The sequence below is a fragment of the Brevundimonas sp. genome (assembly GCF_027487935.1).
Taxonomy (GTDB): Bacteria; Pseudomonadota; Alphaproteobacteria; order Caulobacterales; family Caulobacteraceae; genus Brevundimonas.
This window is the reverse complement of the sequence record NZ_JAIYCP010000002.1, coordinates 20613-46881: the sequence shown is the minus strand read 5'-3', so window position 1 is coordinate 46881 and position 26269 is coordinate 20613. Positions and strand designations below refer to the sequence as shown.

Below are 26269 nucleotides of genomic sequence, written 5' to 3'. Positions count from 1 at the left end.
GATTGAGCGGCGAAGCCGCCCCCGGACGGCCGACCCTCACCCTTTCGCCTTGCCGATCGCTTCGCGCCCGGAGGCTCAAGCCCTCTCCCAATGGGAGAGGGATGCCGCCATGATGACCCCGTGACCGAAACCCTCTCCGCCCAAACTGCCCGCCGCATAGCCCTGGCCGCCCAGGGCTTCGGGCGCGCGCAGCCCGCCACGCCGGGCCGCAGCCATGTCCGCGACGTCGCGCGGAAGCTGGGGGTGATCCAGATCGACAGCGTCAATGTGGTGACGCGGACCCACTATCTGCCCGGCTTCTCGCGGCTGGGGGACTATCCGCGCGAGGCGCTGGAGGCCGAGGCCTGGGGGGCGCGGCGGGGGCTGTTCGAATACTGGGGGCATGAGGCCTCGCTGCTGCCGCTGGAGATGCAGCCGCTGCTGCGCTGGCGGATGGAGCGGGCGAAGGACGGTGCCATGTGGACCGGCCTGTCGCGGTTCGGGCGCGAAAAGGCCGACTATATCGACGGCGTTCTGGCCGAGATCGAACGGCGCGGGCCGGTCACCGGCGGGGACTTTGCATCCGGGCCGCGCGGGGCGCCGGGCTGGTGGTCATGGTCGGACGGCAAGCGGGCGCTGGAGTGGCTGTTCTGGGCCGGGCTGATCTCCACGAAGACGCGGAACGGATTCGAGCGGGTCTATGACCTGACCGAACGCGCCCTGCCCGCCCGGATCGTCGACCTGCCGACGCCGACCGAGGCGGACGCCCAGCGGGAGCTGGTCCGCATCTCGGCGCGGGCCATGGGCGTGGCGACAGCGGCGGACCTGCGGGACTATTTCCGCCTGCCCCTGGCCGATGCGCGCGAGCGGATCGCGGAGCTGGTCGAGGCCGGCGAGCTGATGCCGGTCGCGGTGACGGGCTGGCGGCATCCGGCTTATCTGGCGGCCGGGGCGAAGACGCCGCGCAAGGTGACGGGCGCGGCCCTGCTGTCGCCGTTCGACAATCTGATCTGGACCCGCGACCGCACCGAGCGGCTGTTCGGGGTCAGGGTGCGGCTGGAGATCTACACCCCGGCCCACAAGCGCGCCCACGGCTACTATGTCCTGCCCTTCCTCGAGGACGAGGCGATCACGGCGCGGGTCGATCTGAAGGCGGATCGAAAGGCCGGGACGCTGCTGGTGCAGGCGGCCTGGCGCGAGCCGGACGCGACGCCGGAGACGCCCGCGCGACTGGCGGCGGAACTGCGGCGGATGGCCGGGTGGTTGGGGCTGGAGAACGTCGAGGTGGTCGGGAAGGGCGATCTGGCGGAGGCGCTGGAGGGGGCTTAGGGATTAGGGATTAGGGATTAGGGGCCTACTCAGAATCTGGTGCCAACCGACTCCGGACAGTCTGGCCTCCTACCGGGGTCACCTTCGTGATCCTGAATCCCTAATCCCTAATCCCTGATCCCTGATCCCTGATCCCTAGACCTCGAACTTCACCCCCTGCGCCAGCGGCAGGCTGGTCGAGAAATTCACCGTCTGGGTCTGGCGGCGCATATAGGCCTTCCAGGCGTCGGAGCCGGATTCGCGGCCGCCGCCCGTGTCCTTCTCGCCGCCGAAGGCCCCGCCGATTTCGGCGCCGGAGGGGCCGATGTTGACGTTGGCGATGCCGCAGTCGGAGCCCCAGGCGGAGAGGAAGGCCTCGGCCTCGCGGACGCTGTCGGTGAAGACGCAGGACGACAGGCCCTGGGGCACGGCGTTCTGCATGGCCACGGCTGCGTCGAAGTCGGACCAGGTCAGGACGTAGAGGATAGGAGCGAAGGTCTCGTGCTGGACGACCGCGCTCTGGGCCGGCATGCGGACGATGGCGGGGCGGACGTAGACGCCGTCCCGGTCCTCGCGCTCGCCGCCGACGACGACCTGACCGCCCTGTTCGACGGCCTGTTTCAGGGCCGTGTCGAAGCCGTGGAAGGCGGTCTCGTCGATGAGCGGGCCGACCAGAACCCCGTCCACACGCGGGTCGCCGACCGGCAGGGTTTCATAGGCGGCTTGAAGGCGGGCGATGAGGGTGTCGGCGATGCTGTCATGCACCAGCAGGCGACGCAGGGTGGTGCAGCGCTGGCCGGCGGTGCCGACGGCGGAGAAGGCGATGGCGCGGACGGCCATGTCGAGGTCGGCGCTGGGCGTGACCAACATGGCGTTGTTGCCGCCGAGCTCCAGCAGGCTGCGGCCGAGGCGGGCGGCGACGGTCTGGGCCACAGCGCGGCCCATGCGGGTGGAGCCGGTGGCGGAGACCAGCGGGATGCGCGGATCGGCGGCCAGGGCCTCGCCGGCCTCGCGGCCGCCGATGACCAGCTGGGACAGGCCTTCCGGGGCGTCTCCGAACCGGGCGATGGCGCGGTCGAGGATGGCGTGGGTGGCGAGCGCCGTCAGGGGTGTCTTTTCCGACGGCTTCCAGATCACCGGATCGCCGCAGACGAGGGCGAGGCAGGCGTTCCAGGCCCAGACGGCGACCGGGAAGTTGAAGGCCGAAATGACCAGCACCGGCCCCAGCGGCTGGTATGTCTCGCGCATGTGGTGGCCGGGGCGCTCGCTGGCGATGGTCAGGCCGTAGATCTGTCGCGACAAGCCGACGGCGAAGTCGCAGATGTCGATCATCTCCTGCACCTCGCCGAGGCCTTCGGAGACGATCTTGCCGGCTTCCAGGGTGACCAGACGGGCGAGGTCGTCCTTGGACGCCCGCAACTCCTCGCCCAGCAGGCGGACCAGTTCGCCGCGACGCGGGGCAGGGATGCGTTTCCACTGGTGGAAGGCGGCGGTCGCGCGATCGGCGACGGCGTCGAGGTCGGGTGTCTCTGCCACGCGGCCGGCCACCGAGCCGTCGATCGGCGAGCGAGCCTCGAAGCCGTCGGCGCTCCAGACCGCGCCGGGGACGCCCAGCCGTTGCAGAATAGCCTTTGCCTCGTTCGCCGCCGTCATCGTCATTCTCCGTGGTGTGCCGGGCCGTTTAGCCTTCCGGCAAGGCGGGCGAAAGCGGAACCCGGAGCGGACGGTGCCTCAGGGTGGATGGCCCTCGCTGGCGCGCCCAACTCGCGGTCAGCCGTTTACGCCCGCTTCACCCTGTCGCCAAACCGGCTGTTCACGCGGCTGCGGCATACTGTCCTTGAAGCACGGGAGAAGCCGATGGCACGCGCACAGTTCCAGAAGGGACAAAAGGTCTGGGTCGAATGCGTCGGCGCATGGGCCCAGATCGAGAAGGTCCAGCCCGTCTGGGCCAAGGGGTTCGAAGAGCCGGTCCGCGTGACCTACGACATCGGTCTGGGGCGGGAGTTCCTCGGCCATGAACTGCTTCTGCCCACGGATGACCCGGCCGCGAACAGCGGTGATCTGTGGCGACTGATGCGGGCGAGGAACAAGTGGCAGACGCCGGATGAGTGTTCGCACCATCCCTTCCCCGGCACCTACCCCGTGATCGTCACCGACAAGGCTGACTGGGGCGGTTGGCGGGTACCGGGTTCTGAATACGACCGCGATCCGGATCAGATCGAGTTCCAGGCCCGGTTGATCGCTGCCGCGCCGAGGCTGATGGCCCTGGCCGAACGACTGGCAGCCTCGGTCGACGAGGCACCGGAAGACGCACCGCCGGAGATGCAGAGACTGGCCGGAGAAGCCCGCGCCTTGCTCCGATCCATTACCGACATCATGGCCGCCCCGACCGAAGCGGCGGGCTTTGTCGAGCGGGCCTCACGCGCCGCCTGACCCGCTCGCGCGACAAAAGAAGGCTGATTTCCAACCAAGCCTCGACAGGAATCCGCGACGCAGCCTAGATTCGTCACCGAACGACGGATTCTTGGGGGAGATCGCCTTGCGGGGTGACGAACGCCGCATAACCAGTGATGGGAGGCGAAGCGTGGACCGGCTTCGGGCGCCGCCGCCCTGGCTGCGCATCGCCACCCTGACTCTGGCGCTGGCCATCGCGGCGCATGTTCTGCTCGTGGCGCGCAGCCTTGATCGCGGTAGCGCGCCGCCCGTCAGCGGGTTCGGCTCCGGTGAACTGTGGGTTCTCGGTCCTCCCATCGCCATCGGTCTGTTCACGCTCGGCCTGGTCCTGTTCATGCAGCGCCGGCAGCAGGGAATCAGCCGGGAATGGGCCGCCTCCGAACGGCGCTTCCGCGGCGCGGTCGAGGCCGCACGCTGCGGTGTCTGGGAGTGGGACACCGAGACCGGCCTGGTCAGGATTTCGGACTATATGGCCGAACTGATGGGGCTGGATCGCAGCGGATCCGTTCCGGTCGAGGAAATCCTCGCCTGCATCCATCCCCGTTATCACGAGGCGGTGCACCACGCCCTTCGGCAGGCCCAGACCTTCGGGGCGTTCGATGTCACCTTCCCGGTTCCTGTTGCCCAGGGCAGGACGCGCTGGATCGATGCCCGCGGTCAGGCCCGGGGGGTTCGGGGCGAGCAGGGCTTCACCAATGTGCTCGGCGTGGCGCTGGATACCACCGAGGCGCGCCGGGCCAAGGCCCAGGCCCAGGCGGCGGAAAGCCGGCTGCGGGATGGAATCGAGAGTGTGTCGGACGCCTTTGTTCTGTTCGACAAACAGGGCCGGCTGATCCTGTCGAACGAGGCCTTCAAGGACGCCTTCGGCTTTGAGGCGGGCATGCTCCGCAGGGGCGTTTCCAGACATGAACTGAACCAGATCGCGGCCCTGGCGATCAAGTCGGATCAGCCCGCCACGGGCGAGCGGGCCGGCACGCGTGAGATCGAGCTGCACGACGGACGCTGGCTGCAGCTGGTCGACCGTTCCACTTCCGACGGCGGCTCAGTGGTTACGGCGGCAGACATTACCGCGATCAAGCAGAAGGAGGCGGAGCGCCAGCGCGCCACCGAACGGCTGCAGGTCACCATCACCGAGCTGGAGGACCGCGAGGAGAAGCTGTCCCTGCTGGCCCGGAAATATGAGGTGGCCATGACCCGCGCCGAGGCGGCCAACCAGGCCAAGTCCGAATTCCTCGCCAATATGAGCCACGAGCTGCGCACGCCGCTGAACGCCATCAACGGCTTTTCCGAGATCATGGCCGGCGAGATGTTCGGCCCGCTGGGCGATCCGAAATACAAGGGCTATGCCGCCGACATCCTCAAGTCGGGACAGCATCTGCTGTCACTGATCAATGACGTGCTCGACATGGCCAAGATCGAGGCCGGCAAGCTGACGCTGCACTATGACACGGTGTCCCTGAAGGAAGTGGTCGATGACGCGGCCCGCCTGATGCGCGGCAAGATCGAGGAGGCAGGCCTGACCCTGGTGGTCGAGGCACCGGACCTCCCGGACATCGATGCCGACTATCGCGGACTGAAACAGGTGGTGCTGAACCTGATTTCGAATGCGGTGAAATTCACGCCCGACGGCGGTCATATCGGCGTCGCCATCTCGCGCCAGAACGCCGATCGCCTGAGGGTGACGGTCACCGACACGGGTATCGGCATCGCCGCCGAAGACCTGGCCCGGCTGGCGCGACCGTTTGAACAGGTTGAGGGACAGCATTCGAAGACAACCCAGGGCACCGGCCTGGGGCTGGCCCTGACCAAGTCCCTGATCGAACTGCACGGCGGGACGATGAGCATCGAGAGCGAGCCCGGCCACGGCACGACTGTGAGATTCGATCTGCCGATCCGGCGCCCGGTGCAATCGGGGGAAACCCAAATGACCGAGGTTCAGGCCCGCGCCGCCTGAGATCAGGCTGCGGGCGTCGCCGCGGCGGCGGTTGGTTGACTGTCACGACCTCCCCGGTCCCGGCCGGCCGCGCGGACCCGACGGGTCAGGATTTCCGACAGCACCCGCCGGTCATCCGGTCCCAGCGTAGCCAGCAGGGCCACGGCGTCGGCTTCCAGCCGGGCACGGCCGCGCAGCTCCGCAGTACGGGATTCTTCCAGAAGCGCCGCCGCTCGGACAGGGTCGAAGCTTGCGGACCGGCCCATGTCGATGACCTGACGCCGCTTCAGCCGGGCTTCCTCGAAATCGGGGCGGGCGGCGAGGGCCGAGGCGCGCATGGTATCGCGCACGCGCGCCCGGACAGCAGGATCAAGCCGGTCGATCAGCCGCATCGGCGACGCGATCCGGGTCGGAGGTTGCTGGGCCTCAACCTGCTTCTCGACCTCGTCCCGGGTCACGAACACGGTTACCCCAGCCGCGACGGCGAACAGGTTCAGCGCAACCGATACGGCGAGCGCGATCTTCAGGGTCCCGGGGTTCATCCCAGCACCTCGGCATCATGCTCAGCGGGCAGGAAGGCCTGGTAGAGGACGGCTTCGGCCTGGGCGTCGGCCGTCAACCAGGTGGTCATCATGACACCCGCCACGATACCGGCACAGGTCGCCGCAGCCCAGCCGGCACCGAGTGCCAGCGCCAGCCGGTCCAGCCAGCGTCGACCTTGATGACGCGCCCTGATCAAGCCCGCGTCGGCGGCCGAGGCCAGGACCCTGTCACGCAGGATGGTGGACGGGTGGGCCACGCGGGAGGCATGCAACAGGGCATCCGCCGCATCCGCTTCAGCCAGCGCATCGGCCACAGCCTCCGGTCGGGCGGCAGCAAAGGCCCGGGCGCCCGCCCGCTCAGCCTCGGGCCAACGCCGCGCGTCGGCACCATAGGCCGCGACCAGGGCGAGGAACCGTTCCGACGTCATCACACTCATGCTCCCTCAGCACCCGGCCGGATATCGGCCAAGGCCAGTCTCAACGCCCGTCGTCCCCGTGACAGCAGGCTTTCCAGCGCTTCCACGCTGACCGCCATCAGGGCCGCAGCCTCGATATTGGTCAGCTCCTGATAATGACAGAGGACGATCGCCTCCCTCTGACGATCCGGCAGTCGGGTCAGGGCCGCATCGACCCGTGCCCCCACATCCGCCGCCAGCAGACCCCGATCCGGCGCGGGGCCGGTGTCGGCCTGATCCGGCGGCGTCGCCGTGGTCACTTCCCGTCTGCGGCGAAGCCGGTCGTAGCAGAGGTTCAGCCCGACCCGGTGCAGCCAGGTGTCGAACCTGGCCTGACCCGGTGTCCAGCGAGGAGCCTGTTTCCAGGCCCGCAGCATGACCTCCTGGGCCACATCCTCCGCCTCGGCCGCATCGCCCAGCATCCGTTGGGCGAGTGCCAGCATGCGCGGAAGCTTGCGCGCCACCATGGCCTGGATGGCCGCCGGGTCGCCCTGACCCACGCGGCGCACCAGGTCCTCGTCGGGGTCGGCGATCAGCGCCAATCCGGCCCTCATGCGAATACAGCGAAAGGGTCGCCCGGTTCATGACCGCCGTCCCCGACATCAACCTTACTCCGAAGCGGGGGCCGGAGGCGACGCCTGCCGTTGAGCCTGATGGGCGGCGCGGCGTTCATTCATGCGGTCACGGCGCAGCTCGCGCATGGCCTGACGGCCGGCGCGGCCTTCGGCCGGAGTGATGTAGCCATCGTGGTCGGCATCCAGGCGGGTGAAGGCCTGTTCTGCGCGGGTCTGGACGTCGGCGATGACGACCGGGCCACGGGCTTCCATCCGGGGCATGCCGCGCTGGCCGCGCGCCGGACCGCGCTGGGCACGCATCGGACGGGGACCGCGATCGGCGCGGGCCTGGCGCGCGGCCGCACGGGCGGCGTCGAACTCGGCGCGGCTGACGGCGCCGTCGTCATTGCCGTCCAGCCGGTCGAACCGGGCATCGGCGCGGTCGGCCACGCGGGCCTGAATCGCGGCGCGGCGCTCATCGGCCGTGACCGAGCCGTCACGATTGGTGTCTGCGGCCGTCAGGCGCTGCACGCGCTGGCCCACGAACTCGGCCTGGCTCAGACGACGGTCTCCGTCCGTATCGGCGCGCATGCCACGGGCCGGGGGTTGCTGGGCGAAGGCGGTGCCGGCCGCGGCGGCCAGCGTCAGGGCGGCGAGGCCGCCAGCCAGAAGGGTCTTTTTCATCTCGGTGATCTCCATGCCGAAAAATGGCGGTGTCAGTCCCCAGTCCGGGAAGTCTAACGAAGATGGCGTCAGTCTCCGTCGCGCGGCGGCGGCAGGACGGTGTCGAAGACCGTGCGGGCGGCCGTGCGCACCTCGGCCAGCCGGGCTTTCAGCGCCTCAAAATCGGGCAGGCCCGCAGCCTCGGCGAGACGGTGGCGGAAGCCCTCGGGTTCCTGCTCCGGGTCCGGTCTGTCATCGAAGGCGGCGCTGAAGACCTGACCCAGCGCCTGCTGCAGCTGCCAGGCCCCGGCCAGCGCAGGTTCCGCCGCGAGCGCCTCGAGGGTGGAGACGGTCAGCCGGCCTCCCCCGGCGGCGGCCTTCAGCTGATGCACCTGGGCAACGAACTCGGCATCGACCTGACCGCCGGGGGCGAGCTTGAGGTCCCATGCCCCCTGCCCGGGCCGCTCGCGGGCCATCAGATCGCGCATCCGGCGGGCGTCGGCAGCGACATCGACGCCCGGCCGGGGCCGACGCAGGATGGCCTCCAGTGCGGCGGATGTGCAGGCACCGAAGGCCGGATCATTGGTCCAGACCACGCGCGCGCGAGTCAGGGCCATGAACTCCCAGGTGTCCGCCTCGGTCGCATAATAGTCCTCGACCGCCGACAGCCGAAGCGACACCGGCCCCTTGGCCGCGCCGGGCCGCAGCCGCATGTCGACCTCATAGAGCCCCCCTTCGGCCGTATAGGCCGAAAGGGCCGCGATCAGCCGCTGGGTGAAGCGGGAATAGAAGACGCCCGCCGCCCAGCCCTTGCCCTCGGACACCGCCTCGGGCGGCGCGTCATAGACCGTCATCAGGTCGAGGTCCGAGCTCGCAGTCATCTCGCGCGAGCCCGCCTTGCCGAGGGCGACCACTGCGACCACGCCGTCGCGCAGGGTGCCGCCCTGGCGCGCCGCCTCGGTCATGGCGGCCGGGGCGAGGGCCTCGATCACGGCATCGGCCAGGGCCGTGTGCGCCCGACCGGCCTGCTCAGGCCCGATGCGACCCGTCAGGATCTGGACACCGATCCGGAACATCTGGTCACGATGCAGGCGGCGCACGGCGTTCATGGCCCCCTCAAAATCGGCGGCCGCCGCGGCTTCGTCCGTCATCTGGTCGAACAGGCCGGTGTTGGCACCCAGCCGGGTATGGAACCGGGCGTCCAGCATACTGTCCAGCGCCGCCGGATAGCGGCCGAGGGTCCGCGCCAGTCGGGGGGCGAAGGCCATGACCCCGACCACGAGATCGAACAGTTTCGGCTGGGCCAGGAACAGGGCCTGGACCTGCACCCCACTGTTCAGACCCGCGAAGAAGACGGCGAACCGCCGGAAGGCGGCGTCGGCCGCGCCGGTGTCGGCCAGGGCCGTCAGGAGACGGGGAGCGAGCCGCGTGAAGAGCTCCCGGCCCCGGGCCGAGCGGGTGGCGGGAATGCGTCCGTGGTGCCAGCTACGGATCGTATCGGCGATCGTCCCCGGCTCCGTGAAGCCCATGCGTTCCAGCGTCGCCAGGGTCTCGGGATCGTTCTCGATGCCGGTGAAGACCAGCGATCCATAGGGGGAGGACAGGGCCTCCTCGCCCTCGAACAGTTCGCCATAGGTGCGGTTGACCCCGACCAGCAGGGCTTCGATTCCGCGGTCGAAGGCCGCGAGATCGCCCTCGCCGGCCAGGGCGGCCACCGCTGCGCGGCGGGCGGGTTCCGCCGGCAGGATATGGGTCTGTTCGTCGTCGAGCATCTGCACCCGGTGCTCGAGACCGCGCAGGGCAGCATAGGCTGCGGTCAGGTCGGCGCAGACCTCGGGGCTGACATGGCCGGCATCGCGCAGGGCAGCGAGGGCATCGACCGTGCGCGGACTGCGCAGGGCGGGGTCACGGCCGCCGAGGATCAGCTGCTGGGTCTGGGCGAAGAATTCGATCTCGCGGATGCCGCCCCGGCCCAGCTTCAGATTGGCCCCCGCGGCGTCCATGCCTTCGCCGGTCTTGTGGACGTGGATCTGGCGCTTGATCGACTGGATGTCGAGGATGGCCGGATAGTCGAGACTGCGCCGCCAGATGAAGGGCCTCAGCGCGGTGACAAACCCGGCACCGGCGGCGAGGTCGCCGATCACCGGCCGGGCCTTGATGAAGGCGGCGCGCTCCCAGTTCTGGCCGACGCTTTCATAGTAGGCGAGGGCCATGGGGGCGGCGACCACGGGCGGGGTGGAGGACGGATCGGGCCGCAGCCGCAGGTCGAAGCGGAAGACATAGCCGTCGCCGGTCCGTTCCTGCATCAGGGCAGCCAGCGCATGGGCGGCGCGATCGCAGAATTTCTGCGGCTCCACGCCCTCGGCCAGGGCGCTTTCGAGCGCCTCGGGCTCGAAGAACAGGCTGATGTCGATGTCGGAGGAGTAGTTGAGCTCAAAGGCCCCGTGCTTGCCCATGGCCAGGCCGAACAGGCCGGGAATGGGGCCGCGCGGATCGTCGGCGGCGGAGATCAGCTTGCCCCGCTCGCGCTGGTCGTGGGCCACGGCGCGCAGGGCCGACCGGGTCGAGGCGTCGGCGAAACGGCTGAGCGCGTCCGTGACGGCGTCCAGTGCCCAGACGCCGCCGAGATCGCACAGGGCGGTCACGAGATGCAATTCGGCCTTGAGCCGGCGCAGCGGCGCGCGAACCTCATCGGCACCGCCGGTCAGGGCGTCGGTCGCCGACAGGATGGCCGCCAGCCGGTCGTCCGGCGAGGTCTCGATCGTCTGTCGAAGCCGCTCGGGCCAGCGCCGCGCCAGCCCGGCCAGATAGGGAGAAGCCGCGAAGGCAGGGGCGAGGGCGGGCCAGGCGGCCTGCAGCGCGTCCGACCAGCCGTCCTCGCGCGCCGCTTCGGACAGGCGTTCATGGGTGCGAGCGGCGGCGACCGCATCGATGACCGGCCCACAGGGTGCCAGCCGGGGGCCCAGCGCGCCGCTCATTCGGCGGCCGGCAGGACCAGCGCCACCCGCAGGCCGGGGCCGAAGCCGCCGTATTCGCCGGGGCCTTCATCCAGCAGGATACGGCCGCCGTGGGCCTCCATCACCGCCCCGACCAGCGCCAGGCCGAGGCCCGAGCCGGCCTCGGTGCGGCTGTTGTCGAGGCGTACGAAGCGTTCGATGACCCGCTCACGATCCCCTTCGGGCACACCGGGGCCGGTATCGGTGACCGAGTATTCGATCTCGCCCGACGAGCGCCGCCGGGCGCGCAGCATCACAGCGCCGCCGGTCGGGGTGTATTTGATGGCGTTGTCGATGATGTTGGCCAGGGCCTGGGCGAGGAAGGGCTGGTTACCCGAGATCATCAGCCCGCGCTCGATCTCGGCGGAGAACTCCAGCCCCTTTTCCTCTGACGCGGGCTCATAGAGCTCGGCCATGTCTGCGGCCAGATCGGCGGCGTCGAACACCTTCGGATCCGGCGTGCGGCCCGCCGCCGCCTGCAGGCGGGCGATGGCGAGGACGGTGTTGAAGGTCTTGAGCAGATTGTCGGCCTCGTCGAGGGCCAGCTGGACCGCGTCGATCCCGTCGATCCGGCCGGCCTCGGCGTCCATCAGCGCCACCTCCAGCTTGGCCCGCATCCGGGTCAGGGGCGAGCGCAGGTCGTGGGCGATGGCGTCGCCGGCGTGACGGATCGAGGACATCGACCCTTCCAGCCGGTCCAGCATGGTATTGAGCCCGGCCCCCAGTTCGTCCAGTTCGTCGCCGGAGTTGCGGACCTCCGCCCGGGCCTTGAGGTCACCCTCCTGCACCGCCGTGACGACCTTGCCGAGCTGGCCCATGGCGTGCTCGATGTTTCGGCTGACCAGCACCCCGCCCGCCAGACCGAGCAACAGGACGATGCCCATGGCCGTCCAGAGGGCCCGGGTCAGGCGCGCCAGATAGGCTTCGGTGTCCCCGAGTGACTGGCCGACGAACAGCATGCCGTCGTCCGCCAGCTGGACCTGCACGCCGCGGACCTGCGGCCGGGTGACCCGGCCTTCGGCGTCCGTGTCCGTGAACGGGAAGCTGATCCACTCCTGGCTGCCCTCCATCTCCGCGATCGGGAAGTCGGTCAGGCTGCCGGTGATCTGGCTGCCGTCAGGGTTCTTGAGCAGATAGAGGAAGGCGTTGTCGCGCAGGGTGCGGTCGATCAGGGCGCGGTTCAGGGCGTCGAAGCCGCGTTCCCTGTAGATGCCGGTCAGCACCTCCATCTCGCCGCGCACCTCGAGCTCGGCCCTGGTCCGGGCCTCGGAGGCCGAGGCGAAATAGACATAGGCCAGGATGGCGCTGGCTGCCGCCGCGAACAGGGCGAGGAACAGAAGCGTCAGCCGGAAGGGCGTACGGCGGAGAAGGGAGGGAAGTTTCACTGGCTGGCGCTACGGCTCCAGCCGATACCCCGCCCCGCGCACCGTCTGCAGCATGGCGTGGTCGAAGCCCTTGTCGATCTTGGCGCGCAGGCGGCTGATGTGGACGTCAATGACATTGGTCTGGGGGTCGAAATGATATTCCCAGACCTTCTCGAGCAGCATGGTGCGGGTCACCGACTGGCCGGCGTGACGCATCAGGAATTCCAGCAGCTGGAACTCGCGCGGCTGCAGGTCGATCTCCTTGCCGGTGCGGTGCACGGTGCGGGCGATCAGGTTCATCTCGAGGTCGCCGACCTTGAGCATGGTGGCGACGCTGCCGGTCTCGCGGCGGCGCGACAGGGCCTCGACCCGGGCGATCAGTTCGGAGAAGGCGTAGGGTTTGACCAGATAGTCATCCGCGCCGGCCTTGAGCCCCGTGACGCGATCCTCGACCTCGCCGAGGGCGGACAGGAACAGGACCGGGGTCTGGTCGCCGTCCTTGCGCAGGGTCTCGACCATGCCGATGCCGTCGAGGCGGGGCATCATCCGGTCGACGACATAGACGTCATAGCCGCCCTTCTGCGCCTCCAGCAGGCCGAAGGCACCGTCGACGGCGTGGGTCGGCTCGTGCCCGGCCTCGGTCAGTCCCCGGACCATGGCGGTCGCGGCTTCAGCGTCGTCCTCGACCACCAGAATGCGCATGGAATCAGCCCCTCGAATGCAAATCGCCACCGATGCTAGCGCATCGGCGGCGATGGGGGCAGTTACGGCTTGTTCAGGATCGGAGCATCACTCGGTCTCGAATTTGAGCACGAGCGTACCCCGCTGCCCACCGGCCGAGACGAACAGGAGGATGCTCGGGCGGCCCGCCGCCTTGATCTCCCGAATCGCCGCGGCGAGGTCGGCTGCACTGCCAATCGTCCGGTTTCCGGCGCGGCTGATGACAATGCCGGCCTGCAAACCGGCTTCGGCCGCCGGCGTTCCTCGCGCGACGCTCGTTACGATCACACCGGTCACAGTCTCGGGAATGCCATACTGCGACCGCTGGGCCGGGGTGATCGAGCGAACCGTCGCGCCCTCGAGGACCTGTCCCTGTGGTGCCGTGGGCGAATTCCGCGGCCCTTCGCCGCCGCCCTGATCCTGGTCAGCCAGAAGCTCTGTCTCGGACGGACGCACACCGGAGCGCACGTTGATCGTGCGCCTGCGGCCGTCGCGGATGACCTCGAGACGGATGGTTTCCCCGGGCCGGGCAGAGCCGACGGCGCGGGTCGCCTCGGTTCCGTTGGCGACCGGGCGACCGTTCACGCCAACCAGAAGATCGCCTTCCTGTACGCCCGCCTGCTCGGCGGGCGCGTCCGGCGTCACGGACTCGACATAGGCCCCCTTGAAGTCACGGGCCTGGCCGAGGGCCTCCCAACGATCAGCATCAAAGGTTCGGAGGCCCAGACCGACGAAGCCTCGCTGGACCGTCACGCCCCGCATGAGTTGATCGGTGACCGGTTTGGCGACAGAGGCGGGAATAGCGAAACCGATCCCGACCGATCCACCCGTGGGCGAGATAATGGCCGAGTTCACGCCGATCACACGGCCATAGATGTCGAACGTCGGGCCACCGGAGTTGCCCCGGTTGATGGCGGCATCGATCTGGAGGAAGTCGACGAAGCTGGAGGTCGGATCAGCGAGGTTCTGACGGCTCTGGGCCGACACGATGCCGGCCGTGGCCGTCCCACCGAGCCCGAACGGATTGCCCACGGCAATGACCCAGTCGCCCACGCGCGGCTGGGCGGTCTCCTCGAAGGTCACGAAGGGGAAGTCCGTGCCCTCGACCTTGATGACCGCGAGGTCGGTGGCCTCATCGCGACCGATGACTCGCGCCTCCAGCTCACGACCGTCGGCCAGCTTGACCATGATCTCGGTCGCATCGGCGACCACGTGATTGTTTGTGACGATGAAGCCGTTGGCGGCGATGAAGAAGCCGGAGCCGGCTCCCATGGCCGTGGTGCCCTCGTCGTCAGTGCCTTCCTCGCCCTCCTCTCCGCCGTTGGGATTCGGGATCGCAAACGGCGTCCCCGGAATCTGGATCATGCTGGAACGCGGCACCCGCGTCTTCACATCGATCTGCACCACCGCCGGAGCGACCTGGGCGAAGATGTCGGCGAAGCTGAGGGGGGCGCCCTGCGGCGGGGCGAAGGCGAGGCCGGCGGCGCCGGCGGTGGGCGCGAGGCGACCCGTGAAGCCCGCCACCGGGCCGGCATTGGCCGAGGGCCAGTCGATGACGCCGCCGGCGGTCGCTGCGGCGGCGAAGGTCAGGCCAGCGATGGCCCCCAGCATGAATTCCTTGCGCTTCATCATAGGCGTGTCTTGCGATCCTCTCGTCGGGCGGCGAACGCCCGTCAGGCCTTTTCATACAGGGCTGAAGGACTTTTCATCAACGCCGCGACGGGATGAAGGGCCTGCATTTCCTGCGAGCCTGATTCACGCTCCCGTCGGAACCGCGAAGCGATTCCTCCTCAAACGATCAGGCTCGTGGCTATTGGTCAGACGGCTTTGCGTCAGTATCGGGGCGAACCGCCTGATCGGCGAGGATTCGCGCCAGATCGGCCTCTTCGGCGGCCGTGAGCGCCGGAGTCTCGACCGGGCGGCGGCGCGCCATGAACAGCAGGCCCGCCCCCGCCGCCAGCACGATGGCGAGCGGACCGAACCACAACAGCCAGGTGCCGCCCCGCAGCGGCGGGGTGAACAGGACGAAGTCGCCGTAGCGGCGCACCAGATCATCGCGGACCTGTTGATCGCTGCGCCCGGCTGCGATCTCTTCGCGCACCAGACGGCGCATGTCGGCCGCGATCCCGGCAGGGCTGTCGGCGATGGCCTCATGCTGGCAGACGACGCAGCGGATGTCGTTGAACAGGGCCTGGGCGCGAGCCTCCTGGGTCGCATCCGCCAGCGGCCGGTCCGGCGTCGGCGGGGGCTCCTGCGCCGCAACCGGTGTGGCGATCAGGACCAGGGCGAACGCGGTCAGCAGGGCGCGCCTCATGCCGCGGCCTTACGGTTCACGCCCAGCCTCAGCCGCCGGTCCAGCAGCGACAGCAGGCCAGCCAGGGCCATAATCGCCGGGCCGAGGAAGATCAGCCGCGCCCAGGGGTTCCACCAGACACGGACGTTCCAGGCCGGTTCGTCGGCCGCGGTTCGCCCGCGCTCGCCCAGCACCACATAGACGTCGTCCAGTCCCCGGAAATCGAGCCCGACCTCGGTGGTGGTCTGGCCCCCGGTCGGGAAGAAGCGACGCTCGGCCGTGACGGTCCTCGGCGCGCTGCCGTCGCGCAGGGTCACGGTCAGTTTTCCCTGTTCAGCCAGATAGTTCGGCCCCTCGACCACGCCGACGGAGTCCAGCGTCACCGCCCATTTGCCGGCCTCGATGGTCTGGCCGGGGGCCAGGGCCCGGGCCGCCTCGACCCGATAACCGGTCTCGACCACCGCGCCCAGGACGAAGACGCCCAGTCCGGCGTGGGCCAGGGTCGTGCCCCAGGCACCGAGCGGCAGGGCCCGGGCGCGGCGCAGGGTCTCCGCCAGGGGCGCGCGGAACAGGCGCAGCCGCTCGGCCACCTCGGCGAGGGTGCCGAGGATCAGCCAGCCACCCAGGCCGATACCGGCGGCGGACAGGGCCTTCTTCGGCTCGAAGACCATCCAGCCGGCCAGGGCGATCAGGATGGAGACCCCCGCCGCCAGCGCCAGCCGCTGGCCGACGCCCTGCAGATCCCCCCGCTTCCACGACAACAGCGGCCCGGCGGGCAGTATCAGCAGGGCTGCGATCATCAGCGGGTTGAAGGTCAGGGCGAAATAGGGCGGCCCGACCGAAATGGTCGCACCGTTGGCGGCCTCGAGGATCAGCGGATAGAGGGTGCCGAGCAGGACGGTGGCACTGGCCGCGGTCAGGAAGACATTGTTCAGCACCAGCGCACCCTCGCGGCTGACCGGGGCGAACATGCCGCCCCCCTTCAGCTGGGGCGCGCGCCAGGCGAACAGGGCGAAGGCCACGCCCGAGGTGGCACCGAGAATGGCCAGCAGCATCAGGCCGCGCTCGGGATCGACGGCAAAGGCATGGACACTGGTCAGGACGCCGGAGCGGACGAGGAAGGCCCCCAGCATGGAGAAGGTGAAGGTCAACAGGGCGAGAAAGGTCGTCCAGCCCGCGAGGGCTCCGCGCCGCTCGGTGACCACGGCCGAGTGCAGCAGGGCCGCTCCGGCCAGCCAGGGCAGGAAGCTGGCATTCTCGACCGGGTCCCAGAACCACCAGCCGCCCCAGCCGAGCTCATAATAGGCCCAGAAGGAACCCAGGGTGATGCCGACGGTCAGAAAGGCCCAGCTGGCCAGGGCCCAGGGCCGCACCCAGCGCCCCCAGGCGGGCCAGAAGCTGGAATTGGCCCGACCCTCGATAAGGGCCGCAACCGCCAGCGAGAAACAGACCGAAAACCCGACATAGCCCGCGTAGAGGAAGGGCGGATGGAAGGCGAGCGCGGGGTCCTGCAACAAGGGGTTCAGCGAACCGCCCTGAAAGGGAGCCGGATCCAGCCGCTCGAACGGATTGGAGGTAAAGACGGCGAAGGCCAGGAACAGCACACCGAGCAGACCCTGGGTCGCTACGGCCGAAGCCTTGAGGCCGAACGGCAGGCCCCGGGCGCGGGCCAGGACTGCCCCGAAGCCGGTCAGCACCAGACACCAAAGGACCAGCGAGCCCTCATGACTGCCCCAGGCGGCGGCGACCTTGTAAAGCATCGGCTTGTCGGTGTGGCTGTTGGCCGCGACATTGGCGACCGAGAAGTCCGAGACCGCAAAGGCCAGGATCAGGGCGGCGAAGGCCAGGGCGACGACGCCCGCGCAGGCCAGGGCCGCGCCCTCGGCGGCACCGGCCAGCACCGGGCTGCGGCGCAGACGACCGGCCGCAGCCATGCCGGTCTGCAGCACAGCGAGCACCAGGGCGAGGATCAGGGCGAAGGCGCCCAGTTCAACAATCACAGGTCTGCGGCTCCTGCGGTGGGCGATTCACCCCCGGGCCGCCATTCACCCTTGGCCTTCAGGCGGTCAGCGACCTCGCGCGGCATATAGTTCTCATCGTGTTTGGCCAGCACCTGGGTGGCGCGGAAGCTGCGGTCGGGCAGGAAGGCCCCCTGGGTCACCACACCCTGCCCCTCACGGAACAGGTCAGGCAGATCGCCCTGATAGACGATGCGGGTGGTGGCGGCATTGTCCGTAATCGCAAAGGCAACCTCACCGTTGGTGCCGCGGACCACGCTGCCGGCCTCGACCAGCCCCCCCAGACGAACGACCCGTCCGACCGGTGCCGTCTCGGCCGTGGCCTCGGAAGGGGAGAAGAAGAAGGTGACGCTGTCCCGCATGGCATAAAGCGACAGGCCGACGGCGAGGGCCAGGACCGGAGCGACGGCCGCGACCACCCACAGGCGGCGGCGTGCCTTGGGCGATTTGGGCAGCCAGTTCATTCCGGGGCTCCCGGCATTCGACGTTGCAGATCCAGCCGGCGCGGATCGGCCGGGTCGAGCGCTGCGATCAACGGCCCCCACATGGCCCGGACCCTGTCCACCTCATTGCGGGCCAGCGCCGCCTCGCCGAGGAAATAGCGCGCGCCCAGCTGACCCGGGTCCCGACGCAGGGCCTGGGCGAAGGCGGCTTCCGCGTCGCCGCCGACCACACCGTCGTTGGCACGGGTCAGACTCTCACCGAGCCGCGCCCAGCTTTGGGCGTCGTCAGGTTTCAGCGCCAGGGCCCGGCGGAAGGCCGAGGCCGCGCCGATCGGGTCGCCCGCCTGGAAGCGCGCCGCGCCCAGCATGGCCAGGGCCTCATGATCGTTCGGCCGATCTTTCACTACCCGGGCCGCGACGGCCGCGACCTGCGGAGGCTGAAGCGTCTCCAGTTCGGTGGTCCACTGGTCGACACGTCGCTCATAGGCCTGGTCCGGCAGGCCGGGCGTGCCGACCAGGACATAGAGGACCAGGGCGGCAGCGGCGGTGCAGGCCAGTCCGCCGAGCACCATCAACCGGTCCCGGGTTCCAGCCCGGACGGGCGCGGTTACCCGGTCGGAAACGAGGATCCGTCGACCGGACTCGGCCCGGGCCGCCGTCCATGCGGCTTCGTCAAGCAGTCCACGCGCCTTCAGTCGATCCAGTTCAGCCAGTTCGGCCTCGGCGGAAACGGTCTCCTCGCCGTCAGCGCCGCGCCGCGCGCCGGCGAGCGTGCACAGACCGGCCAGGGCCGTCATCAGCGCCGCCATGATCCAGAATGCCGTCATCCCGGCCGTGTAGCCGATCACGCGGCCTGCGACGAGGCCCCGGGTTCCTTTACTGGCACCCTTGCGACCGCGGCCCGACGCCGCACCGTATGGGCGGCCTCTTCGGCCTCGATACGATCGAGGCAAAGCGCGGCCAGTTCGATGAGTCCGAAGGCGTGGGTCTCGTCCTCGACCGGGCCTTCGTGGATCATCCGCAGCGCCTGGTCGGCATAGTCCAGCAGCCGGTCTCCAAGGGCGACAACCAGGGTCTTGCGGTCACCCTCGCAGCCGAAGACCGAGGCCGGTCCGCACGCGGATCCGACCAGGCTCAGCAGGCTCAGGGCGGCCTCGACGGCAGGGCCCTCGACCGGTGCAGACAGACGGGGCATCTCGCGGGCCATACGCCCGCCGAACTGCACCCGCTCCATCGGCAAGGCACGGGTCACCGCCTTGTCCGCTTCACGGAGCAGACTCGACATGCGTCCGGCAATGGTGGCGCGCGCGTCCCGCACCGACTTGCCCCAGGCGCTTCGGGGGTCGAAGGACAGGGTCACATCCAGTTCACCGAGCACGCCGGCGCACCAGTTGAAATCGGCGATCACCGAATCGACCCGGGCCAGATCGGAGCCGGGCTTGAACGCCTTTATCCTGCCCGCACGGAGATCGACGCCGCCGATCAGTCGATCAACGAAGCCGGACATCTCAGACTCGCTGAGGAAGCCGTCGCGACCGGCGACCAGTGAGGTCAGGGTGACGATCCGAAGGATCAGCACGGCGTCCGGCAGATGTGCGAACAGCATCTCCAGCACGCGGGGCGCGCCGTCGATGCGCGCGCCGGCGCAGTCCTTGAACAGGAGGCGCAGCTCCGCGATCTGGTCGCCGTCGGGGCGCCTGAGCCAGATTTCAAGAGACGGCAGGCCGCGCCGCGCGAGATGGGCCAGATCGAGGCAGGCCGTCAGGTCTTCGAGACCTTTCTGACGGGCGACCTCATCGCCCCCGGGCGGCCAGATCAACTCAGGCTGGTCACGTATGGCGCTGGCCGCGGCCTGGCAGAGACGATCCGCCGCCGACCGGGACGCGGGCTCATCGCCGTCCAGATGGCGGAGAAGGTCAGGCGCGCGCGCGCTTGCGGCGCGCCAGAGACGCGGCAGGATATGGGATGGAAAGGTCGTGGCGACGATGCCGTCCGCGCGCGCGCGGAACATCGGAACCAGCGGCTTCAGGGCCTTCTCGCATCGCTCGCGGTTCCGAATCTCCTCGCCGACCAGGGCTCGCATTTCCGCCGCCCGGCTGCCGGCCGTCGAGGCCACGGCAACGGACACGGCCCTGAGCGCGACGTCGGGACACCGGGCCAGCAGGGCAGTGAGGGCGATACGATGGGCGCTGGAAAGCCCGGCCATGACAAATCCCCGGCCGGACTCTTGCCGGCAGAGCGAAGTTAAGGCGGGTGAGATTAACAATAACTCTCCCGACGGATGAAATCAGGCCTCGGCTGCGGGCAGCTCCAGCAGCACCTTCAGACCGCCGAGATCGCTGTCGGCAAGGGTGATACTGCCGCCATAGGCGCGCGTCAGCTCGACCACGATGGAAAGGCCAAGGCCGGAGCCCGGCGTGGTTTCGTCCAGGCGGGCCCCCCGCTCCAGAGCCGCGTCGCGCAGGTCGGCGGGCAGGCCGGGCCCATCGTCCTCGACCACAACCTGCATCTGGCCGAGGCCCGTCGGACCGGCGTTGATGCGAACGCGCCGTCTTGCCCATTTGCAGGCGTTTTCCATCAGATTGCCGAGGATCTCCTGCAGGTCCTGACGTTCACCCCGGAAGCTGAGCTCATCCGGCGCACGCCAGTCGATCTCGACGGACTTCTCCTCGAACACCCGCTCCAGCATGACGGCCATCTCGTCCAGCACCCCGGCGATGGGCGTACGTTCACCCAGCAGCTGGGCCCGGGCAGCGGCGCGGGCGCGGCGCAGGTGGTGATCGACCTGGGCCTTCATAACCTCGGTCTGTTTGCGGACCATGTCGGGCAGGATCCCCGTCTGCGTGCCGGCTTCGGCCAGCATGACCGAGAGCGGTGTCTTCAGCGCATGGGCCAGATTGCCGACGTGGGTGCGCTGGCGCTCGACCGTCTCCTGATTGTGGTCGAGCAGCCGGTTGACCTGTTCGGCCAACGGCTGGATTTCCATGGGATAGCTGTGGACGATCCGGGCGGCCTTGCCCTTGCGGACGTCGGCGATCTCGTTCCGCAGGCTGAACAGCGGACGCAGGCCGATCTGCACCTGCAGGAAGACGGCGATGACCAGGCCGAGTCCGAGGATCAGCAGCGAGGTCCAGGTAAAGGTCGCGAACTGGCGGGTGTCGTTCTCGATATTGGTCCGGTCGATCGCCGCCATGAACACGAGCGGCTCGCGACGGCCGGGCAGCGATTTCAGGCTGGCGGCGACGCGCAGCGGCTGTCGCAGCGGCGGTCTGAGGAAGCCGGGATCATTGAAGCTGATCGTGGAGCCGGTCGCGGCCCTGAGCCGGTCCGGCAGCCCTCGCGGGACGGCCAGTTGCTCGCCGGCCAGGGAGGGCGAGCCGGCGATGACCCGAACCCCGCCCTCGCCGTCCAGCTCGGCCACGGCCCAGTACTTCCCGGACAAGGCCCGCTCCGTCCGGGCGTCCCTGATTTCGGCCACGACGATGCCGTCCGGTCCGGCATTGGTTGCGATCACCACCTCGTCGAGGGTGTCGGACAGCTCATTGCCGAGCCGGCGCAGTGCCGATTCCTGGTATTGGCGGGTCAAGGCCCAGCCGGTCAGCACAAGCGCCAGAATGATCCATGCCGAGGCCAGCCAGATCAGTCGTCGGGTCAGGCTGCGGTCCGGTCTCCCGAACCAGCGGGCCCAGGACCGGTGTTCGGCCGGAGCCGATACGTCCCCCGCCCCTTCGGTCACGCCGCGTCGGACTCCCCGGCCAGCGGCGTCAGGCGATAGCCCAGTCCGCGCACGGTCTCGATACGGTCCGCCCCGATCTTCTTGCGCAGCCGACCGACGAAGACCTCGATCGTGTTGGAATCGCGGTCGAAATCCTGATCGTAAAGATGTTCGACCAGTTCGGTGCGACTGATCACCCGGCCCTGGTGCATCATCACATAGTGCAGCAGCCGGTACTCCAGCGAGGTCAGCCGCAGGGGCTCGCCGTTGACCGTGGCACGGGCCGCCCTCGGATCGAGGCGCAGGCCGCCACAGGACAGGGTCGCCGAGGCGATGCCGGCGGACCGTCGCAGCAGGGCCCGCAGACGGGCCAGCAGTTCCTCGGTGTGGAAGGGCTTGGTCAGATAGTCGTCGGCCCCGGCGTCAAAGCCCGACACCTTGTCGGACCAGGCCCCGCGCGCGGTCAGGATCAGCACGGGCGTGGTCTTGCCGTCGCGCCGCCAGCGCTCCAGCACCGAAACGCCGTCGATCCTCGGCAGGCCGAGATCCAGCACCACCACGTCATAGGGTTCGGTGTCGCCGAGGAAATGGGCCTCCTCGCCGTCCGCAGCATGGTCCACGGCATAGCCGGCGTCGCCCAGGGCCAGTTTCAGCTGGCGCGACAGGTCAACATCGTCCTCGACAAGCAAGACTCGCATTCAGCGTTCTCCCACAACCCGGCCGGTGCGGGCGTCCACGATGATGTCGGCGACGCGGCCACCGGGATATTCCCAGCGAACGACGATGGTGTCACCGCGATTGCTGGCCCCCAGAAAACGGCCCGGGCGGCCCGAGGAAGCGCGCTGGACCGCCTCCCCGACGCTGACCCTGGGCTGCTCATCCTGCTGTTGACGATCCGCACGGTCGCCGCGAGGGCCACGATCCTGCGCAGTCGCCTGCGACAGGGGCGCGGCGGCGATCAGGACGGCGAGCAGCAGGGTGGACGGATGGATCATGAAAAGCGGTCTAGGACCCTGGCTCTGAACGACGGCTGAACGGCGAGTGTAGACATATTTCACGTCTTGCGCCGCCCCTCCTTGCGCGCACGGCGAGGATTTGTCTTCCCGGCAATTCCGGGAGGATGTGGCGGCGAATTCATGCCGATGAATGGAAGCTGACACGCACCGTTCAGGTCGGGCTCAGCCGGGGAATGGTCTTCTCACCTCAACGCCGGCCACCCCGGTCCGCGTGGAACGCTCAAGGAGAAGTCCGATGATGAAGAAGTTTCTCATCCCCGCCCTCGCCCTGGCTGCGGCGTCCGTCGCGGTCCCCGCCATGGCCCAGTCCTATGGCCCGCGCCATCATGACGACCGCGGTGGTCGTTACGAAGAGGACCGGGGCGGCCGCTGGTACAATGATCGCGGCGACGGCTGGCAGAACATCTTCCAGCGCAAATACCAGCTGGATCGCCGCATCGACCGGGGCGAACGCAATGGCTCGCTCAGCCGGCGGGAAGCGACGCGGCTGCGTTTTGATCTGGACGCCCTGGTCTATCTGGAGCGCAGCTACATGCGCGGCGGCCTTTCCTACCGCGAACGCGCCGAACTCGACCGACGCTATGACCGTCTGTCGTTTCAGGTGCGTGAAGAACGCCGCGACCGCGACGACCGTCGCTGGTAGGGTCTGACCTTCCTCTCCGGAGGTCCGGGGGGCGCGATCCGCAAGGGTTGCGCCCCCTTCTCGTTTCAGAGCCGCAACCGGCTCTCGATCACGGTGACGGCCTGTCCGCGCAGCAGCACACGGTCGCCGCGGGTTTCGGTCTCGATGTCGCCGCCCCGCCCTGGGAAGACCTGGCGGAACCGGACCGTCGCCCGGCCCAGGGTGTCGGCATACAGGGGACCGAGAATGCAGTGGGCCGAACCGGTCGCCGGATCCTCATCGACCCCGCAGCCCGGCGCGAAGAAGCGGTCGACGACATCGACATCGTCCGTCGCATCGGCCAGGGCGCAGACGATCACCTGACCGGTCTCACCCGCCTCGCCCCGGATTGAGGCAAGGGCGCGGATGTTCGGGGTGATCGTCCGGACCGCCGCCGCATCGGCCAGCACGGCGACCAGATAACGCCCGGCCCGGACCTCGACCGGGGTGACGCCAAGGGCCTCGGCCAGCCCCTCCGGCACCGTCGTCCGGCGCGGCGGATCGGCGGGAAAGTCCATCTCATAGCCCTCGCCCGCCCGGCTGACGATCAGTGGACCTGAACGGGTGTCGAAGGTCAGGGCCCCGGCCTCCAGTCCGAGTTCCGCCAGCAGGACATGGGCCGAGGCCAGGGTGGCGTGGCCGCACAGATCGACCTCCATCCCCGGCGTGAACCAGCGCAGGCCGAATCGGGCCGGATCGGCGGTGCGCAGCAGGAAGGCGGTCTCCGCCTGATTGTTCTCCTTCGCCAGCGCCTGCATCCAGTCGTCGGAGGGCCACTGGTCGAAGGGCTCGACCACGCAGGCGGGGTTGCCCTTGAACGGGGCGGCGGCAAAGGCGTCGACGGTCCATTGTTTCATTGGGTATTGCCCTCGGCGTCGCAGACATAGGCCTCGCTATAAGGCCGGTCGAAGCAGGCGATAAAACCATCGACCTTGTCGAGATTCAACGGCCAGGTGGGCGCGGGCAAGTCCGGATAGGTAGCCTTGAAGCGATCGACGGCGCTCTGAAACCGAGGCGGAACCGGCAGGGCCATCAGTCGCTCGCGCGCAGCTAGCAGTGCCGGACGATCCCGGCGAAGAAAGGCCACGGTCGCGTCGACATAGGGCTGCGTAGCGTCGGATTCGGCATCGCGCCCATGAAGCAGGAGCGTGATCGCCGCCTCCGTCTGCCCGGCGGCGGCCCGAAGCTGGCCCTCGTGCCAGATCAGCGCATCTCCGCTTCCATCGGCCATGGCCTCGGCATGCTCGGCGCGAAAACGGGCGATGACGTCGGCCACACCCGCTTCACACCCCTCTCGGTCCAGAGACCGCCATCCGGCGTCCGTCTGATCAAAATCATGCAGCGACAGAGCCATCATGTCGCTGTCGGCCTGCGGGCAGGCTGGAGTCGCCTGGATAAGGACAATAGTGGCCATCAAGACGGTAATCATGAAGTCAGCACCTTCAGTTCCGGCCACCGCGCCTGAGCACTCTCGACAGCCTTGTCCCAGCCCTTCGCACGGGGTCGGTCCGGGTTGGGACGGAGGGTCAGGGAGAAGACATCCTCCAGTCCGAACGGGGCGGCGATGCTTATGGTGTCGTCCCGCTCCAGCCGCACCCCGACCGCGAAGGCCGGGGCCACGAACCGGGCCAGCGCCTCATCCGTGCCGGTCAGGGCCTCATAGGGTTCGCCGAACCGGTCGGGGAACCAGAGGTGCACGCGGGCCTGGTTACGCACCTCGACCTCGGACCGGAACGGTTCGTCAAGGGCGGCGGCGACGCGTTTGATGACCAGGTCCTCGGCATCCCAGCTCGTGTCCGGGTCGAAATAGCCGAGGTCATAGTCCTTGCGACCATAGCCGACCGGCCGGTCGGTCACGGCGTTCCAGACGCTCTGATAGACGGCACCGGAAAAGACCCGCCAGTCATTGAGGCCAAGGCCGCGCACCGTGGTCAGGACGTGCATCAGGCCGGGGTCGGCGCGGACGATCCCGGCGAGGCGGGCATTGAGATCGGTCATTTGCGGTCTCGCACCGGCCAGCCGTGATCCAGCGGGCCATGCCCGCCGCCCAGTCCCGGGGCCCGGCGGATGGCCTCGGCGACATAGGCCCAGGCTTCGGCCACGGCGGCCTCGAGCGGAAGTCCTTTCGCCAGCCCCGCCGCGCAGGCGCTGGCCAGGGTGCAGCCTGTGCCGTGGGTGTTGCGGGTGTCGAACCGTTCGCCTTCCAGCAGGGTCTCGCCGGACGGGGTCATAAGCAGGTCCACGACGGTGGCCCCCGGCACGTGGCCGCCCTTCATCAGCACCGCCCGCGCGCCCATGGCCAGCAGGGCCTCGCCGGCGCGGCGCTGGCCGTCGAGGTCGGCGACGACGATCCCTGTCAGGGCCTCGGCCTCGGGCGCATTGGGGGTCAGCAGGGCTGCGCGGGGGACCATCAGCGTGCGCACCGCGGCCACGGCGTCATCCGCGAGCAGGGCCGCTCCGCCCTTGGCGATCATGACCGGATCGATCACCGCCGGAGCCCCGGATGCGTCGAGGATGGCCGCCACCCGTTCGACCACGGCGATGGAGCCCAGCATGCCGGTCTTGATGGCATCCGCGCCGATGTCGTCGAGAACGGCCCGCGCCTGGGCCTCGATCAGGTCCAGCGGCAGGGCGTGCACACCGTGGACACCCAGGGTGTTCTGGACGGTGATCGCCGTGATGGCCGTGGCGGCGTATCCGCCGAGCAGGGTCACGGCCTTGATGTCGGCCTGGATCCCGGCTCCGCCGCCGGAGTCAGACCCGGCGATGATCAGGACCCGGCCGGTCGAAACCCCCGTCATCAATGCGCGCCTGAAAAGAGTTTCAACCCGACGATCCCGGCCACGATCAGGACGATACAGACGATCCGCAGGGCGGTCGCCGGCTCACCGAAGACAAGGATGCCGACCGTTGCCGCGCCGACGGCACCGATGCCGGTCCAGATGGCGTAGGCGGTTCCGATCGGCAGTTTCTGGGTCGCAACCCACAGGAAATAGAAGCTCGCGGCCATGGTGATCGCTACGCCCACCGAGATCAGCGGGCGTTGGGTGCCGACGTATTTGAAGCCGGAGGCCCAGACGACCTCCAGCGCACCCGCGATCAGAAGGGCGAGCCAGGGATTGATCCAGGTTCCACTCATGGGGTTGAGATGGAAC

Annotated in this window: 26 protein-coding genes; 4 read left to right on the top strand and 22 right to left on the bottom strand. The window is 69.0% G+C overall.

Going from position 1 to position 26269, the window contains the following annotated elements; all coding sequences use genetic code 11:
- The first annotated feature begins 120 nt into the window (after positions 1–120).
- Positions 121–1308 carry a winged helix-turn-helix domain-containing protein gene (locus tag Q0053_RS00455; RefSeq protein WP_298094494.1) on the top strand — a complete coding sequence of 396 codons (1188 nt, stop codon included), beginning with the start codon at positions 121–123 and terminating at the stop codon, positions 1306–1308.
- Between the two features lie 135 nt (positions 1309–1443).
- Here Q0053_RS00455 and Q0053_RS00450 read toward each other — a convergent pair whose 3' ends face one another.
- Complete coding sequence (locus tag Q0053_RS00450; protein ID WP_298094492.1) at positions 1444–2946, bottom strand: aldehyde dehydrogenase family protein; 1503 nt, start codon at positions 2944–2946, stop codon at positions 1444–1446.
- A gap of 198 nt (positions 2947–3144) precedes the next feature.
- Between Q0053_RS00450 and Q0053_RS00445 the strand changes: the two genes are divergently transcribed.
- Both Q0053_RS00445 and Q0053_RS00440 read left to right on the top strand, forming a co-directional pair.
- Positions 3145–3720: a hypothetical protein gene (locus Q0053_RS00445; RefSeq protein WP_298094489.1), complete on the top strand. Its 576-nt coding sequence runs from the start codon at positions 3145–3147 to the stop codon at positions 3718–3720.
- Positions 3721–3871: 151 nt separating this feature from the next.
- Positions 3872–5695 carry an ATP-binding protein gene (locus Q0053_RS00440; RefSeq protein WP_298094486.1) on the top strand — a complete coding sequence of 608 codons (1824 nt, stop codon included), beginning with the start codon at positions 3872–3874 and terminating at the stop codon, positions 5693–5695.
- A gap of 2 nt (positions 5696–5697) precedes the next feature.
- On the opposite strand, the gene Q0053_RS00435 is transcribed toward Q0053_RS00440, so the two are convergent.
- From Q0053_RS00435 to Q0053_RS00360, 16 genes are all read right to left on the bottom strand, one after another.
- Entirely contained in the window at positions 5698–6216 is a 519-nt protein-coding gene (locus tag Q0053_RS00435) for a periplasmic heavy metal sensor (protein ID WP_298094483.1), read from the bottom strand.
- Positions 6213–6653, bottom strand: coding sequence for a hypothetical protein (locus Q0053_RS00430; RefSeq protein WP_298094481.1), 441 nt, complete (start codon positions 6651–6653; stop codon positions 6213–6215). Before Q0053_RS00430 ends, Q0053_RS00435 begins: the two co-directional genes overlap by 4 nt.
- Positions 6650–7213, bottom strand: coding sequence for an RNA polymerase sigma factor (locus tag Q0053_RS00425; protein ID WP_298094478.1), 564 nt, complete (start codon positions 7211–7213; stop codon positions 6650–6652). The genes Q0053_RS00430 and Q0053_RS00425 overlap by 4 nt, the downstream gene beginning before the upstream one ends.
- 66 nt (positions 7214–7279) lie before the next feature.
- On the bottom strand, positions 7280–7909 hold the full coding sequence (locus Q0053_RS00420; RefSeq protein ID WP_298094475.1) for an EF-hand domain-containing protein: 630 nt from the start codon (positions 7907–7909) through the stop codon (positions 7280–7282).
- Between the two features lie 68 nt (positions 7910–7977).
- A complete protein-coding gene (locus Q0053_RS00415) occupies positions 7978–10866 on the bottom strand; it encodes a bifunctional [glutamine synthetase] adenylyltransferase/[glutamine synthetase]-adenylyl-L-tyrosine phosphorylase (RefSeq protein ID WP_298094472.1) in 2889 nt (962 codons plus the stop codon).
- On the bottom strand, positions 10863–12269 hold the full coding sequence (locus Q0053_RS00410; protein WP_298094469.1) for a HAMP domain-containing sensor histidine kinase: 1407 nt from the start codon (positions 12267–12269) through the stop codon (positions 10863–10865). Before Q0053_RS00410 ends, Q0053_RS00415 begins: the two co-directional genes overlap by 4 nt.
- Positions 12270–12278: 9 nt before the next feature.
- The gene (locus tag Q0053_RS00405) at positions 12279–12950 is read right to left on the bottom strand and encodes a response regulator transcription factor (RefSeq protein ID WP_298094467.1); all 672 of its coding nucleotides are present in this window, start codon (positions 12948–12950) and stop codon (positions 12279–12281) included.
- Positions 12951–13037: 87 nt separating this feature from the next.
- The gene (locus tag Q0053_RS00400) at positions 13038–14600 is read right to left on the bottom strand and encodes a trypsin-like peptidase domain-containing protein (protein ID WP_298094457.1); all 1563 of its coding nucleotides are present in this window, start codon (positions 14598–14600) and stop codon (positions 13038–13040) included.
- Positions 14601–14778: 178 nt separating this feature from the next.
- Positions 14779–15282, bottom strand: a complete 504-nt coding sequence (locus Q0053_RS00395) for a cytochrome c-type biogenesis protein (protein WP_298094454.1) — start codon at positions 15280–15282, stop codon at positions 14779–14781.
- Entirely contained in the window at positions 15279–17261 is a 1983-nt protein-coding gene (locus Q0053_RS00390; protein WP_298094450.1) for a heme lyase CcmF/NrfE family subunit, read from the bottom strand. Before Q0053_RS00390 ends, Q0053_RS00395 begins: the two co-directional genes overlap by 4 nt.
- The gene (gene ccmE / locus Q0053_RS00385) at positions 17258–17743 is read right to left on the bottom strand and encodes a cytochrome c maturation protein CcmE (protein ID WP_298094447.1); all 486 of its coding nucleotides are present in this window, start codon (positions 17741–17743) and stop codon (positions 17258–17260) included. The genes Q0053_RS00390 and ccmE overlap by 4 nt, the downstream gene beginning before the upstream one ends.
- A complete protein-coding gene (gene ccmI, locus Q0053_RS00380; protein ID WP_298094444.1) occupies positions 17740–18570 on the bottom strand; it encodes a c-type cytochrome biogenesis protein CcmI in 831 nt (276 codons plus the stop codon). Before ccmI ends, ccmE begins: the two co-directional genes overlap by 4 nt.
- Positions 18567–19928, bottom strand: a complete 1362-nt coding sequence (locus tag Q0053_RS00375) for a hypothetical protein (protein ID WP_298094442.1) — start codon at positions 19926–19928, stop codon at positions 18567–18569. The genes ccmI and Q0053_RS00375 overlap by 4 nt, the downstream gene beginning before the upstream one ends.
- Before the next feature lie 81 nt (positions 19929–20009).
- Positions 20010–21458: an ATP-binding protein gene (locus Q0053_RS00370; protein WP_298094440.1), complete on the bottom strand. Its 1449-nt coding sequence runs from the start codon at positions 21456–21458 to the stop codon at positions 20010–20012.
- On the bottom strand, positions 21455–22135 hold the full coding sequence (locus Q0053_RS00365) for a response regulator transcription factor (RefSeq protein WP_298094437.1): 681 nt from the start codon (positions 22133–22135) through the stop codon (positions 21455–21457). Before Q0053_RS00365 ends, Q0053_RS00370 begins: the two co-directional genes overlap by 4 nt.
- Positions 22136–22432: a hypothetical protein gene (locus tag Q0053_RS00360; RefSeq protein ID WP_298094435.1), complete on the bottom strand. Its 297-nt coding sequence runs from the start codon at positions 22430–22432 to the stop codon at positions 22136–22138.
- 259 nt (positions 22433–22691) lie between these two features.
- Here Q0053_RS00360 and Q0053_RS00355 point away from each other — a divergent pair, with 259 nt between their 5' ends.
- Positions 22692–23096: a hypothetical protein gene (locus tag Q0053_RS00355; RefSeq protein WP_298094434.1), complete on the top strand. Its 405-nt coding sequence runs from the start codon at positions 22692–22694 to the stop codon at positions 23094–23096.
- Between the two features lie 65 nt (positions 23097–23161).
- On the opposite strand, the gene Q0053_RS00350 is transcribed toward Q0053_RS00355, so the two are convergent.
- The 5 genes from Q0053_RS00350 to Q0053_RS00330 are packed head-to-tail and all read right to left on the bottom strand — an operon-like array spanning position 23162 to position 26253.
- Positions 23162–23971, bottom strand: coding sequence for a PhzF family phenazine biosynthesis protein (locus Q0053_RS00350; protein ID WP_298094432.1), 810 nt, complete (start codon positions 23969–23971; stop codon positions 23162–23164).
- Complete coding sequence (locus Q0053_RS00345) at positions 23968–24543, bottom strand: hypothetical protein (RefSeq protein WP_298094429.1); 576 nt, start codon at positions 24541–24543, stop codon at positions 23968–23970. Before Q0053_RS00345 ends, Q0053_RS00350 begins: the two co-directional genes overlap by 4 nt.
- Positions 24540–25112, bottom strand: coding sequence for a nucleotidyltransferase family protein (locus Q0053_RS00340; RefSeq protein WP_298094426.1), 573 nt, complete (start codon positions 25110–25112; stop codon positions 24540–24542). The genes Q0053_RS00345 and Q0053_RS00340 overlap by 4 nt, the downstream gene beginning before the upstream one ends.
- Positions 25109–25915, bottom strand: coding sequence for a bifunctional hydroxymethylpyrimidine kinase/phosphomethylpyrimidine kinase (gene thiD / locus Q0053_RS00335; protein WP_298094423.1), 807 nt, complete (start codon positions 25913–25915; stop codon positions 25109–25111). Before thiD ends, Q0053_RS00340 begins: the two co-directional genes overlap by 4 nt.
- On the bottom strand, positions 25915–26253 hold the full coding sequence (locus Q0053_RS00330; protein ID WP_298094420.1) for a multidrug efflux SMR transporter: 339 nt from the start codon (positions 26251–26253) through the stop codon (positions 25915–25917). Before Q0053_RS00330 ends, thiD begins: the two co-directional genes overlap by 1 nt.
- Positions 26254–26269 lie beyond the last annotated feature (16 nt).